The organism is Bacillus pinisoli (assembly GCF_023036475.1).
Classification (GTDB): Bacteria; Bacillota; Bacilli; order Bacillales; family SA4; genus Bacillus_BS; species Bacillus_BS pinisoli.
On sequence record NZ_JAJQKI010000011.1, the window covers coordinates 73832 to 88032 of the forward strand.

A 14201-nucleotide genomic window follows, 5' to 3' on the forward strand; every position below is an offset into this window, starting at 1 on the left:
TAAATTTCTAATCATATGATCACCAAGTGGATTGTTACACAGCTGTAATCGCGGTTGGGATTTTAGGATCTGTATCTATTAGCTTAAATCGGTGACCAACACCTGTATCTTTTTCCTCAAGGGTTTGATGAACAGACATTCGAGCTAAATCCTTCATATTATTATCCTGACTTAAATGAGCTAAATAAATGCTCTTTGTTCGGTCCCCTATGACATCTGCCATTGCTAAAGCTGCATCTTCATTAGAAACATGCCCGACATCACTTAATATACGTCGTTTCACACTCCATGGATATCGACCCATTCTTAACATTTCAACATCATGATTACTTTCAAATACATACACGTCGGCATTTTTTATAATACCTTTCATCTTATCACTGACATACCCTGTGTCTGTAATAATCACAATCTTCTTCTCACCGTGATGAAAAACATAAAACATGGGCTCGGCTGCATCATGAGATACACCAAATGATTCAACATCAATATCCTTAAATGTTTTTGTATCTCCAGTTTCGAAGGTAAACCTTTGCTCAGTAGGAATCTCTCCTATTAAATGTTCCATCGCCTTCCAGGTCTTGCTGTTTGCATAGATCGGTAGGTCATATTTTCTTGCTAAAATCCCAACACCTTTTATATGATCACTATGCTCATGTGTAACGAGAATTCCTGATAATTCTTTTGGATTCACATTTACTTTTTTAAACAATTGATCCATTTGCTTTCCGCTATGACCTGCATCAACTAGTAATTTCATTTGATCGGTCCCTACGTATATGGCATTCCCGCTACTTCCACTAGCAAGTACGCTAAAATGCAAGCTCATCATTCTTCACTCCATTTTGCACTATCTCGAATAATATGACCTTCAATCGCATTGACGAAATAGTTTTCTTTGTTGTCTATGATAAAATGCCAGGTTGGTACAAACACTTGTGAATCAGCGATTAACGTATAATAGCCTAGGTCCACTTTAGAAATCTCAGTACCTTGCTTTAACTCATTACGAACAAACATATTTTCTATCGCTTTTAATGCTGTAAAGCTACCGGCTTGATCTTCATCTACTTCCATTTCCTCTAGCTCTGTTAACATGGTCTGCTGGTAATCAACGATTTCATTACGTTCATTCACCATAATTTTTAATACTGCATTATTGTTATAAAAAATCGTTCGGTTTTTATATTGTTGGAAAAAGATAAGCATCCTAGATTGCTCTTCATATCCCCAAAATACATAGGAGTCACCGTCGAGTACATAATTAGAAATAAATCCCTCTAACCACTCTGGCGTGTTTTCCTCAATAGGAATAGGTTGGTCAAACCTAGAATATATCTTTGTTTTATTTAGAACTTGTGCTAATTGACCTTTTAGATTCTCTAAATCATCAGTGGTAAAATTTCTACTTGTTCCCGTGATATAGGTCTCTTGTATTTGATCCTTTGGAAGATCAACATACGTAATATCGTTCTCCTTCAATTGATCTTCCAAAGTGGCCTCAGCAAGAAGACCTAATTGATTACTGTTACGCTTTTCAACAAACTGAGAGAGTAGGAACAAATCAAGAACGAGGAATACAATAATAAAGATGGTTTTTATTCTACTCCAATACAAGGATTGCTCCTCCTCTTTCTTTTATGTTTTCATCAAACATGACCTTATTCCATTGATTTTTATATTTAATCACCCAGATAGGCTCAACTGTTACTTTTGCACTGGAGAAGTCCTTTTTTAACTCGTAGGCTACTTTTGCCTCTTCTATTTTTTCTACATCTACTATCTTCCCTAGTAAATCCATGACAGCTTTCCCTGATGGCAGGTCGACCTGTGATGATTCACTATCAATAGAAAGGTGAAGTTTAAATAGAGGTCGAATGTACGTATTAAAAGAATTCGTACCATTCCATCCTAACTTCATACGAGACATACCACTATAGTTGTAAACAGGAAGGCCATCAATAAAAAGCCTAAAAGTAGCAGACTGTTGGATAGGATCTACTCCAGATAATTGGTAGTTATCTGTCCAACCGCTATGATCGTTTATAAAATCAATACTTTTTTGGATGGTGTCATGGATCGTAAACGATGTCCGATCAGTAGCAGCCGATGGATTAATATATTGAAGCATATCACCCGTACTATTAATGAACAGAGCTCTTGACCCATCTGAATAAGTTTCTTCACCGGTTGACTGTATATCTCTTTTTACAGAACTTTGATCCGTAAATAAAGCCTCTTTAAAGTCTTCACCTGAATACTTAATCGAATAATAGGTAATACGGTTCGCTTTAACTGGTTCGCTTTGCAAGAAAATGCGATGCTTGTCCGTCACCACATAATCTGTAAAGGAAGGATATATTAAAGCTAGCTGATATACATCCTTATTAAAATTCTTATATGAGAAATTAGTTATAGTTGTTTGATAGATATACTTATTTTTATACGAGACGAAGTAAGCTACTGTTTCTTCCTGTTGTGATTCGTTCATTGGTACAATCAAACGGTCAAATGTGATGGAACTACTCCCATCATCATCAAAAGAGATAATGTTATTATAGGTTTCCTTTGCAAGTTCAGAGGGAAAAATAACTTCAACCCCATCTTGATCATGAACGTAAGATAAAAAATCTTCACCAACATCCGTTGTAATGTCAGTGATTTCTCCAAACTTCCACTGTTTCATATATTGCATCATACTTCTAATCATACTATTATCCGTTGTTCCGTAATGGTTTCCATTCCGGTGAAACAACACTTGTTCAGGAAGAATTAAACTTGCTGCATCTCTCTTTTCTCCAATCATGACATCACTTACAAATTCTGTTCTTTCAATGACGCCTAAATTAGGCTGGTACGCCCAGATACTCCAAGTTAAAAAAAGGCTTAAAATCACTAACATCGTTAATAGAAATGATTTGATATTTTCGTAGTTCATTCCCACTCATCCTCAAACTCTTGATCAACTGGTAATGTAAAGTGAAAGGTAGTACCGATTCCTTCTTCACTATCAACCCAGATATCACCACCATGTGCGACGACCATTTCTTTTGCTATCGCTAGGCCTAAACCTGTACCACCAAGCTTCCTAGTTCTTGCTTTGTCCACCCGGTAGAAACGATCAAAGATATGATTGATATTTTCCTTTGGAATACCTACACCTTGGTCCGTTACTGTTACTTCAATACAGTCGTCGTGCTGTTTTAGGTGAAACTCAATTTGGCCCCCCTCTGGTGAATACTTCAGGGCATTTGAAATAATATTATCTAGGACTTGTGTAATCTTATCTTCATCCATTTCAACAAATAATTCTTGATCTACTATATGTCTATTGAACGTAACGTTTTGTTCTTTTGTTAATTCAAATCGGTCGATAATACGATTGAAGTAGGAAGGAAAGTGAACCCACTCCTTCACAAAACGATAATCTTTACTATCAAGCTTTGATAGTTGTAATAAATCATTTACAAGTCGAATCATTCGCTCTGTTTCAGTTTGAGTTACATCTAAGAATTTAGGAGCAATCTCCTCATCCTTCCACGCACCTTCAGCTAATGCTTCTAGATAACTTCTCATGGTCGTCAAAGGTGTCCTTAATTCATGTGACACATTTGCAACAAACTCTCTTCTTTCCTGCTCAATCTTTTCCTGTTCTGTAATATCATATAAAACGGCAATAAGACCGTTCACTAGTCCCGTTTCTTTTTGAATGACAGAAAAACTTACCTTTAATATATAGGGCTTTTGCTTTGTGCTAAAATCAAGTATCAGGTAGTCTACTTCCTCTATGACCTTTTCTAACGTATATTCCTCTTCAATTCCAAGAACACTTAAAACAGATTCAGCTAATACCGTTTCACGTGAAACGTTCAACATATCTGCAGCTGGATCATTTATTAGTATGATTCTCCCTTTACGGTCTGTCGCAATAACCCCATCGGTCATATGTGTAAGGACAGAACTTAACTTTCTTCGTTCACCTTCTGTCGTCGCTTGCGCTTCTTGTAGACGCTTCGTTAAATTATTAAACGTAATAGCAAGTTGACCAATTTCGTCATAGCCATACACTTTAACTTTTCGGGTGAAGTTTCCTTTTGTCATCTCCTGTGCTTGCTTTCTCATATCTGACATGGGTCTTGTAATGGTTTGGGCGAGAAAGATACCTAATAACGCTGTAATCGTTAATGCAATGACAGTCGCATTCACAAAGATCGTATTGATTTGCTTTAATTGTTCATAAACACTTTCCATTGACGCTTGTAGGTTTATTACTCCTAGCACATTGTTTCCACTTTTAATAGGAACAGTTAAAACGAGTAATCTATGAGCCGTTTGTGAATCTACCATAATCTTTCCTTGGTCTCTAAATCCTGCTACCAATGCTTGCTTAACGCGGATATCCGTGACCCTTCTTCCAATAATCTGTAGATTATTAAGGTTGGTCGTTCCAACAACACGACTGTTTTTATCTATGACTCGAACATCTGCTTTTTCCCCGGAAAAGAAGTCAGATAGGATGGTTTGAACTTTCTCCTCTAGTGTTGGCATGCCTTCATTACGTTCAATAATCATTTCCTGCTCAAGATTATAAGCTAATAAATCTACTCTTTCATTTAATGACTCTGAGAAATTGGAAACGAGCTGCTTCTCAATCCTTTGAACAAAGTAAACACTAATAATCTGCATGGCAATCAGAATCAATAACACATAAATCAATACAAACTTAAAATGAATCGATTTAAAAAAACCGACTTTCTTCATTATTCTTACTCCTGCTCTGAGTTTCTAAGATAATAGCCGACACCTCTTCTAGTAACGATCCACGTTGGATGACTAGGACTATCTTCTATTTTTTCACGTAATCTGCGTACGGTTACATCAACTGTTCTTACATCACCAAAATAATCATAGCCCCACACAGTTTGAAGAAGATGTTCTCTTGTCATGACCTGACCTATATGCTTGGCAAGGTAATGAAGCAACTCAAATTCTCGATGAGTCAGTTCAATTTCTTCTCCTCTTTTTGTTACGGAATACGCATCAGGATGTATCACTAGAGACCCAACCGATATTTCATTGGTTTCCACTTCTACTTCTTGAGATGATTTTTGTTGATGTCTTCTCATATTTGCTTTTACTCGTGCTAATAATTCTCTTGTACTAAATGGCTTCGTAACATAATCGTCAGCCCCAAGTTCAAGCCCTAAAACCTTATCAATTTCAGAGTCCTTCGCCGTCAGCATTATGATCGGCATATCATATTTTTTCCTTACTTCTCTACACACTTCCATGCCATCCTTTAAGGGAAGCATGATGTCTAATAAAATCATATCTGGTTGGTACTCTTCTGCCTTTTGTACAGCTTCTACTCCATCATAGGCACATAAAACGTCATAGCCTTCTTTTTGTAGATTAAACTTTAAAATATCTGCAATTGGTTTTTCATCATCAACAACAAGAATTCTTTTTTCCATAGATATACCCCTTACATTTATAATTTAGCGAAGAAGTTTAATCTTGTAATCTACCTTAACTTTACCATTTCTTAAAGATTAAATCACCTATTCCACTGACGGTGGTTGTTTCCATTTTTAAACCAAATACCTTCTCTTGTTGGTGATCAGCAATCTTCCATTACTTTTGAGGCCTATAAAAAAATCCTCTAGTCTCATTCACTAGAGGATTCAATCTATTACTTCCCAATATAGTCCATTGGGTTTTGTAAACTACCATTTTTATAAACTTCAAAGTGAAGGTGAATACCAGTTGAGTTCCCAGTTGCTCCCATCACACCAATCGCCTGACCACGTTGAACGGTTTGTCCTACACTAACAGACATACTGCTTAAATGTGAATATGTCGTTTTAATGCCGTTGTTGTGATTAATGACAATCCTATTTCCATAGCCACCATCATAGCTTGCCTGTACCACTGTACCGTTGTCAGCTGCTAGTATGCTTCGGTTACTTGGACGTGCAATATCAATACCTTTATGCATTCTTCCCCAACGATATCCCATATAACTAGAGATATATCCACCAACTGCTGGCCAAGCAAAAGAACCAGTGCCACGTGAAGGAATGACCTTTGTACCTTTTTCAACGATTTTAGCTATAGGTTCTTTTACAACCTCTTCACTGATGGTTTCTTGTTCAATGACACTTCCATTTTGTCTAGTCGTGATGGAGTTAACAAGCTTTTCACCATTTTGTCCTTCTTGTTTTACTTTCTTTTCACCTTTAGGCTTATCTTTATTTTCTACAATTTCAGTACCGAAAGGAATCGATTGACTGCTATACGTTTCTTCTTTTACAATCACGTTTAAAAATGGCTTTAGTGCTGTTACATTTAGTTCTTGCCCTGGCTTAATTAAAGAGTCTTCTTTTAAACCAGAATTTAGAGCAAGTAACTCATCTAAAGATAGATCATGTTTAGTAGCAATGCTTCCAAGTACATCTCCGTCTTGTACTTGATATTTTTGCTCTTCAAGTGCGCCTTTTGTCAGATAAGTAACTGCTTCTTCTACAGTTAAAATTTCATTCGGGGAAACTTTTTGTTCAGAAACTGAAACTTTTTCATTAAAAGTAACGTCTAATATACGAGACTGTCCTACTGTAAGAGTAGGTAAAGTAGCATCAGCATCACGGCTCTCAAGTTCAGATAAAACTTCTTCAGAAACATATTGTAGTTTCATAGACTTGATTACTTCTTCTGCACCTTCTTTGCTATCTAGGAAGGCAACAGGTTCTTCATTTACGACGATGGAGTACGCCTCGGCAACTATTTGAAGCTTATCTGAAAGTAACTGAAGAACCTGCTGATTATTTACGTTTGATCTAAACACTTTTTCTTCTACATAGACTACATTGTCATCTAAACCAAAAGTAATGTTTGGATTCTCTTCAAGAAGCTGCTTTTCTCGGTCTTCTATGTATTGTTCAACTATCTTTTTATTATCAATCGTACCAATTCTCTCTTTATTTACATAAACATGGTACACCGTATTAATACCAATCCCACTATTTGCTGAAACTGTACCAAATGTTAACGTCGAGGCAACCATTGCACTGATTGCTGTTCGTTTTAATAACTTTGGCATACCTTCTAATTTAACTTTCCAATTCACCACTGTTCTTCCTCCTAAACCAAGGCCACCCTTCTTTAAGATGTGCCTACTGAATAAGTGTAACAGTTTCTATTAGTACATATAGACTAGTAAACTATTAAAATTACACATTATGGGTAATATTTCATAATTGTCTCACTTTTTCACTTTAGCATAAACTGAGAGAATATAGGACAAAAAATAGAAATATGTAACAAAACTGTATCATTCCTGTCATATTATGGTATCTACCTGTCATATAATAGGAAAATGGACTATAAGATAAAAGACATGCATTAACTTGCATGTCTTTTAGAGATGGCTCGGGACGGAATCGAACCGCCGACACAAGGATTTTCAGTCCTTTGCTCTACCGACTGAGCTACCGAGCCATATATAAAATTGTAAAGGAACCATACTTTTCTGTTATACCTTCGTCCCAATCTCAGGAAGATTATTCAAGGTGCTGCTCGATTGGTACGCTGAAGCTTATTCAATGATGTTAACTCGATCGTGCTCTACCGACTGAGCTACCGAGCCATTATATAAAATTGTATAAGAACTACTTTTCTCTGTAATACCTTCGTCCCAATCTCTGGAAGGTTATCCAAGATGCTGCTCGATTGGTTCGCTGAAGCTTATTCATTGATGCTAACTCGATCGTGCTCTACCGACTGAGTTACCGAGCCATATATATAATTGTAAAGGATCTTTATTTCATTATAATTACTAACCATGTTTATAGGTAAATAATTATGCTGTTTCTTTTATTTGCTGGGCCAAACCCTATTTAACTTATTCACTTATATTCTCTATTATGACTTGTTTTATAAACATTTGTTTTATAAACATTTGTTTTATAAACATTTGTTTTATAAACATTGGTGACCCATACGGGATTCGAACCCGTGTTACCGCCGTGAAAGGGCGGTGTCTTAACCGCTTGACCAATGGGCCATTTTTATTTTATAAAAATGGTGAGCCATGAAGGACTCGAACCTTCGACCCTCTGATTAAAAGTCAGATGCTCTACCGACTGAGCTAATGGCTCTTATTAAAAGTGTTTGTTCGAGCTTGGTTTATCTTAATAAAAGACGACCCAATCTCAGAAAGATCATTCAAGTAGCAGCTCGATTGGTTCGCTGATGATTTTTCAGGGAAGCTTATTCGTTCGTGCTCTACCGACTGAGCTAATGGCTCTTATTAAAAAGTGTTTGTTCGAGCTTGGTTTATCTTAATAAAAGACGACCCAATCTCAGAAAGATCATTCAAGTAGCAGCTCGATTGGTTCGCTGATGATTTTTCAGGGAAGCTTATTCGTTCGTGCTCTACCGACTGAGCTAATGGTTCTTATTACTGCATAAGCAACATGTAATATAATATCATGTACTTTTACTAGATTGCAATATATTTTAATATTTTATTTTCCTTCCCAAGTATAGTTCGCCCTATTAGTTGATTTATAGGTATAGGTTTTTGCATGCACATTAGTCACGTATATTAATATAAACCCTATTACCAAAGCGGTAATAGGGTTATTTCATTAGTTTTTACGCTTTATTGTGGTCCATATACACTTCTTAATAAGTTCGTTTGATTGCGATCTGGACCTACTGAGAAGATAGACAATGGAATACCCGTTAATTGTGAAATGCGTTCTAAATAGTGACGCGCATTTTCAGGTAATTCGTTAAGGCTTTTTACACCTGTGATATCTTCTGTCCAGCCAGGTAGCTCTTCATAAACAGGTTCACATTGTGCCAACACCTTTAAGCTAGCTGGGAATTCTTCAACGATTTGTCCATTGTACTGATACGCCACACAAATCTTTAACTTCTCAATTCCAGTAAGTACGTCAATAGAGTTTAAAGATAAGTCAGTGATCCCACTTACTCTTCTTGCATGCCTAACTACGACGCTGTCAAACCACCCTACACGTCTCGGACGTCCTGTAGTTGTACCGTACTCACGACCAACCTCACGGATTTGGTGCCCGATTTCGTCATGAATTTCAGTTGGGAAAGGTCCATCTCCTACACGTGTCGTGTAAGCTTTTGAAACACCCACTACATGCTTAATCTTTGATGGTCCTACACCGTTACCGATTGTAACTCCACCTGCGATTGGGTTTGAAGATGTAACAAATGGATACGTCCCTTGGTCGATATCTAACATAACGCCTTGTGCACCCTCAAATAACACACGTCGTCCATCATCTAATGCATCATTTAGTACAACTGATGTATCACATACATACTTAGCAATTTGTTGACCATATTCATAATATTCATCTAGAATATCTTCAATTTTTAGTCCTTCAACTTCATAAAATTTCTCTAGAAGACGATTTTTTTCCGCTAAATTATGAGTTAATTTTGTCTCAAACTCTTCACGGTCTAATAGATCAGCAATACGGATCCCAATTCTTGCCGCTTTGTCCATATAGGCTGGTCCAATTCCCTTTTTCGTAGTACCAATTTTATTAGCACCCTTACGTTCTTCTTCTACTTCGTCTAGTTTTAAATGATAAGGTAGAATTACATGGGCGCGGTTACTGATTCTGAGGTTCTCTGTTGAAACTCCTAAATCATGTAAGTACTTTAATTCCGCCACTAATGCTTTAGGATCGATAACCATTCCGTTTCCTAAAACACATACTTTATCGGAGTAAAAAATCCCAGAAGGAATTAGATGTAGCTTATACTTTTGGCCATTGAATACAATCGTGTGACCTGCGTTATTTCCACCTTGATAACGTGCTACAACCTCTGCATTTTCTGAAAGGAAATCTGTAATCTTTCCTTTTCCTTCATCTCCCCATTGTGTTCCCACAACAACAACTGATGACATTTCAGCACCTCCACATTATTTACCTTATCTATTATCTATATATATATCTTTTCAAACAACTGTAAGTATACTTATATATCTACAAAAAGTCAATTAAATCCGAACATTAATTATTATTCATATACCATTCGTTCGTTTTATTGACACAAATGTCACCTTTCTAATTTTAGTATTCTTCTTTTGTGTAGTTTCTGTCTTACATAAGTAAATATGTATACATAATAAAAAAGAGCCTTCTCAATTTATGATTGAGAGGCTCTTTCGGCTAAGCTGGTACGCCGGAATCATCAAATCTCCGTTCAAGATTTACGAATTTGTTATATTCCTTAACAAACGCAAGCTCTACTGTTCCAACTGGGCCGTTACGCTGTTTAGCGATAATAATTTCAATGATATCCTTATTCTCAGATTCCTTGTCATAGTAATCATCACGGTACAAGAACGCAACAATATCGGCATCCTGCTCAATACTTCCCGATTCACGGATATCTGACATCATTGGTCGTTTGTCCTGACGAGATTCTACACCACGGGACAGCTGAGAAAGGGCAATAACCGGAACTTCTAGTTCACGGGCAAGTGCCTTTAAGGATCTGGATATTTCTGATACTTCCTGCTGACGATTTTCGCCTGAACGTCCATTTCCTTGGATTAACTGTAAGTAGTCAATTAGGATCATCCCTAAACCACTTTCTTGTTTAAGTCTTCTACATTTTGACTGTATTTCGTTTATTTTTACTCCAGGTGTATCATCAATATATATACCCGCATTGGATAAACTCCCCATTGCCATGGTAAGCTTTCCCCAATCCTCTGTGGTTAATTTACCAGTACGAAGATTTTGTGCATTAATGTTTCCTTCTGCACAAAGCATACGCATCACTAGCTGTTGTGCACCCATCTCAAGACTAAAGATTGCAACGTTTTCGTCCGTTTTTGTTGCAACGTTTTGAGCGATGTTAAGTGCAAAAGCCGTTTTACCTACTGAAGGACGAGCAGCTACGATAATTAAATCATTACGTTGAAATCCAGCTGTCATTCTATCTAGTTCTGAGAATCCTGTTGGGATACCAGTAATATCACCAACACGATTATGAAGTAGTTCAATATTATCGTAGGCTTCTACTAGAACATCTTTTATATTTTGAAACGATCCGCTGTTCTTTCTTCTTGAAACATCAAGTATTCCTTTTTCTGCTTCATTTAATAGAACATCTACTTCATCGTCCCTTGCATAACCATCAGTCACAATAGACGTAGCTGTACGAATCAGTCTTCTTAGAATTGATTTCTCTTCAACAATCTTGGCATAATATTCAATATTCGCAGCGGTAGGTACCGAGTTTGCTAGATCACTTAAATAGGAAACTCCGCCGATTTCTTCTAATAGTTTTAAGTCTGCTAGTTCCGATGTAACCGTTACTAGATCAACAGGTTCACCCTTTTCATTGAGCGCAAGCATAACATTAAATATGCGTTGATGCGAAGCACGATAAAAGTCCTCTGGAATCAAAATTTCAGAAGCTGTCGTTAACGAAGCAGGTTCTAAGAAAACAGCTCCAAGAACGGCCTGTTCTGCTTCAATATTTTGAGGTGGAGTACGATCTGCAAATAAATCAGTCATAATCTATTATCCCTTCCCCTCTGTTATAAACTCTACTCTTGATTGTACCACATATATAATAGAAAACTAGCACTTCCATATTTAACATAGAAGAGTAAATTCATACCTTTACTTGTTAATGGTTTTTTTGCACAAACAATAAAAAGAGCAGCTAACGAATTAGCTGCCTTTTGTGTTACAGTTCCTTCACATGTACTTTTAAAGTGGCTGTTACTTCAGTATGAAGTTTAACTGGAATATTCGTTACACCAAGTGTACGAATTGGTTCAGCTAAATCCATTTTGCGCTTATCTATCTTAATTTTGTGTGCCTTTTGAAGCTCATCTGCCACTTGCTTTGTTGTGATTGATCCAAATAAACGACCACCCTCACCAGATTTGGCAGATAGATTAACTGTAAGCTGTTCTAACGTTTCCTTCAGCTGTTTGGCTTCCTGTAATTCCTCAGCAGCCTCTTTTTGTTGCTTTTTCTTTTGTGCTTCTAAAGTATTAACAGCTGCTGCATTAGCTTCAACTGCTAATCCTTGCTTAATGAGAAAGTTGTGAGCGTAGCCATCTGCTACATTTTTCACTTCTCCTTTTTTACCTTTTCCTTTAACATCCTTTAAGAAAACGACTTTCATATCTCTTTACTCCCTTCTTCTAAATAATCGTCTATTGCTTGCTTTAACTTACCTTCTGCCTCTTCTATTGTCATTCCAGAAAGCTGAGTGGCTGCATTCGTTAAGTGTCCTCCACCTTCTAATGCTTCCATAATGATTTGAACATTAATTTCACCTAGAGATCTAGCACTAATTCCGATCAATCCATCTTGACGAATGGCTATCGCAAAAGATGCTACTACCCCACTCATTGATAGTAATGTATCTGCAGCCTGTGCAATTAGCACTTGTTCATATTTTTCTTCCTGCTTACCCTTTGTAATAGCAATTCCAGGTTTATAAATCGCAGTATTTTCAACAATTTTAGATCGTTTGACAAAAACATCAATGTCTTCCTTTAGAAACTTCTGAACAAGGATTGTATCTGCACCGTGTGCTCTTAAGTATGATGCTGCATCAAACGTACGCGATCCTGTTCGTAAAGTAAAGCTTTTCGTATCAACAATAATGCCAGCTAATAAAGCAGTAGATTCAAGTATATTTAGCTTAGAGCGCTTTGGTTGATATTCTAGCAGTTCTGTTACAAGTTCTGCAGTAGAAGAAGCATATGGTTCCATATAGACGAGTAATGGACTATCAATAAACTCTTCCCCTCTTCGGTGATGGTCAATAACAACGATTCTTTCTTGACGATGTAAGAGCCTCTCATCGATGACTAAGGATGGTTTATGTGTATCAACAACAACAAGAAGGGTATCTTCTGTAGATAGCTCCATTGCCTCTTCTGGACTAATAAAGCGCGACCAAAGCTCTGGGTGTTGTTTGACTTCTCCAATTAACCGTTGTACACCTGTATCAAGTTCGGTTTTATCAATAACGATAAACCCTTCCTTTTGATTTGCCTGTGCTACCTTTAGGATTCCAATAGAAGCACCTATAGCATCCATATCAGGATATTTATGTCCCATGATTAACACTTTATCACTTTCAACGACAAGCTCTCTAAGAGCGTGAGATATCACTCTTGCTCTTACCCTTGTACGTTTTTCCATTGGATTCGTTTTACCACCGTAAAACTTCACTTTACCGTTTGATTTTTTTACCGCTACTTGATCGCCTCCACGACCGAGTGCTAAATCTAAGCCGGATTGAGCAAGCGATCCCAATTCAGGAAGTGATGATGAACCGGTTCCAATTCCGATACTTAATGTTAACGGGCTGCTTTGCTTTGACGTGTGCTCTCTTACCTGATCTAGAATCTCAAACTTTGTTTTCTCTAAATGATGGAGGATTTGCTCATTAAATACCGCAAAAAATCTTTCCGAAGATGTTCTTTTTAAGAAAACACCATTATCCGTCGCCCATCTATTTAAGAGGGATGTAATCTGGCTATTTATATTACTTTTTCTTTGGTCATCCATACCTTGTGTCACTTCATCATAGTTGTCTAAGAAAATAACACCTAATACAGATTTTTCTTCCTCATATTGCTTTTCAAGTTGGATTTCTTCTGTCACATCAAATGCGTAAATCAGTCGCTCTTCTTTTTTATGGATAATCCTAAGTTTACGGTCATAAAGATTAATGACTTCGCTTTCAACTTGATCCTTTATAAGGGGAAGCAGAACCTCTGCCAGATCATGTATAGGCTTGCCGATGATGGTCTCCTCTTCAAAGAATGCATTCATGAATGGATTTCCCCATTCCACTTGAAAGTCTTCATTATAAAGTAGAATTCCAATCGGCATTTCCATGAGTGCCTCTTCACCCACTCGCTTTACACGATGAGAAAGAGTAGAGATATACTGCTCCATATCACGGCGTAGTAGCACTTCCGATTTAATTAGGAAAAATAGAATGACGCCCAGTATCAAGAAACCAACTAAGCCAGCTATCCATTGGAAAAAACCAATGATTCCTATCAGGAAAGCAGTTAAGGTTATTAGTGTATAAATCGGTAAACGAAAGATTCTCTTTCGATAAAAATTAGGCATTGTTTTCATCTCCTAAACAGATATCAC

10 protein-coding genes and 3 tRNA genes are annotated in these 14201 nt (G+C 37.0%); all 13 read right to left on the bottom strand.

Annotation, left to right across the window (positions count from 1 at the left end):
- Positions 1-34: 34 nt before the first annotated feature.
- The 13 genes from LT143_RS15460 to LT143_RS15520 all read right to left on the bottom strand — a co-directional run bounded on the left by LT143_RS15460 (position 35) and on the right by LT143_RS15520 (position 14174).
- Positions 35-829 carry an MBL fold metallo-hydrolase gene (locus LT143_RS15460; RefSeq protein WP_246944265.1) on the bottom strand — a complete coding sequence of 265 codons (795 nt, stop codon included), beginning with the start codon at positions 827-829 and terminating at the stop codon, positions 35-37.
- Positions 829-1617: a two-component system regulatory protein YycI gene (locus LT143_RS15465; protein ID WP_246944267.1), complete on the bottom strand. Its 789-nt coding sequence runs from the start codon at positions 1615-1617 to the stop codon at positions 829-831. Before LT143_RS15465 ends, LT143_RS15460 begins: the two co-directional genes overlap by 1 nt.
- Positions 1604-2938 (bottom strand): YycH family regulatory protein, encoded by a 1335-nt coding sequence (locus tag LT143_RS15470; RefSeq protein ID WP_246944269.1) that lies wholly within the window; start codon positions 2936-2938, stop codon positions 1604-1606. Before LT143_RS15470 ends, LT143_RS15465 begins: the two co-directional genes overlap by 14 nt.
- Entirely contained in the window at positions 2935-4761 is a 1827-nt protein-coding gene (gene walK / locus LT143_RS15475) for a cell wall metabolism sensor histidine kinase WalK (protein WP_246944273.1), read from the bottom strand. Before walK ends, LT143_RS15470 begins: the two co-directional genes overlap by 4 nt.
- 5 nt (positions 4762-4766) lie before the next feature.
- Positions 4767-5474 carry a response regulator YycF gene (gene yycF, locus LT143_RS15480; RefSeq protein WP_246944275.1) on the bottom strand — a complete coding sequence of 236 codons (708 nt, stop codon included), beginning with the start codon at positions 5472-5474 and terminating at the stop codon, positions 4767-4769.
- A 218-nt stretch (positions 5475-5692) separates the two neighbouring features.
- Entirely contained in the window at positions 5693-7129 is a 1437-nt protein-coding gene (locus LT143_RS15485) for a peptidoglycan DD-metalloendopeptidase family protein (protein ID WP_246944278.1), read from the bottom strand.
- Positions 7130-7424: 295 nt separating this feature from the next.
- Positions 7425-7497 (bottom strand) — tRNA-Phe (locus LT143_RS15490).
- Between the two features lie 490 nt (positions 7498-7987).
- Positions 7988-8062, bottom strand: a tRNA-Glu gene (locus LT143_RS15495).
- An 18-nt stretch (positions 8063-8080) separates the two neighbouring features.
- A tRNA-Lys gene (locus tag LT143_RS15500) sits at positions 8081-8156 on the bottom strand.
- Positions 8157-8662: 506 nt separating this feature from the next.
- The gene (locus tag LT143_RS15505; protein WP_246944280.1) at positions 8663-9955 is read right to left on the bottom strand and encodes an adenylosuccinate synthase; all 1293 of its coding nucleotides are present in this window, start codon (positions 9953-9955) and stop codon (positions 8663-8665) included.
- Between the two features lie 265 nt (positions 9956-10220).
- Positions 10221-11579 (bottom strand): replicative DNA helicase, encoded by a 1359-nt coding sequence (gene dnaB / locus LT143_RS15510; RefSeq protein WP_246944284.1) that lies wholly within the window; start codon positions 11577-11579, stop codon positions 10221-10223.
- A 175-nt stretch (positions 11580-11754) separates the two neighbouring features.
- Positions 11755-12201 (bottom strand): 50S ribosomal protein L9, encoded by a 447-nt coding sequence (rplI, locus tag LT143_RS15515; RefSeq protein WP_246944288.1) that lies wholly within the window; start codon positions 12199-12201, stop codon positions 11755-11757.
- Positions 12198-14174 (bottom strand): DHH family phosphoesterase, encoded by a 1977-nt coding sequence (locus LT143_RS15520; protein WP_246944291.1) that lies wholly within the window; start codon positions 14172-14174, stop codon positions 12198-12200. Before LT143_RS15520 ends, rplI begins: the two co-directional genes overlap by 4 nt.
- Positions 14175-14201: the final 27 nt, after the last annotated feature.

Excerpts from the sequence above, each read along its gene's own strand:
- LT143_RS15460 (WP_246944265.1), bottom strand. The coding sequence starts at position 829 with ATGAGCTTGCATTTTAGCGTACTTGCTAGTGGAAGTAGCGGGAATGCC.
- LT143_RS15470 (WP_246944269.1), bottom strand. The coding sequence starts at position 2,938 with ATGAACTACGAAAATATCAAATCATTTCTATTAACGATGTTAGTGATT.
- walK (WP_246944273.1), bottom strand. The coding sequence starts at position 4,761 with ATGAAGAAAGTCGGTTTTTTTAAATCGATTCATTTTAAGTTTGTATTG.
- yycF (WP_246944275.1), bottom strand. The coding sequence starts at position 5,474 with ATGGAAAAAAGAATTCTTGTTGTTGATGATGAAAAACCAATTGCAGAT.
- LT143_RS15505 (WP_246944280.1), bottom strand. The coding sequence starts at position 9,955 with ATGTCATCAGTTGTTGTTGTGGGAACACAATGGGGAGATGAAGGAAAA.
- dnaB (WP_246944284.1), bottom strand. The coding sequence starts at position 11,579 with ATGACTGATTTATTTGCAGATCGTACTCCACCTCAAAATATTGAAGCA.
- rplI (WP_246944288.1), bottom strand. The coding sequence starts at position 12,201 with ATGAAAGTCGTTTTCTTAAAGGATGTTAAAGGAAAAGGTAAAAAAGGA.
- LT143_RS15520 (WP_246944291.1), bottom strand. The coding sequence starts at position 14,174 with ATGCCTAATTTTTATCGAAAGAGAATCTTTCGTTTACCGATTTATACA.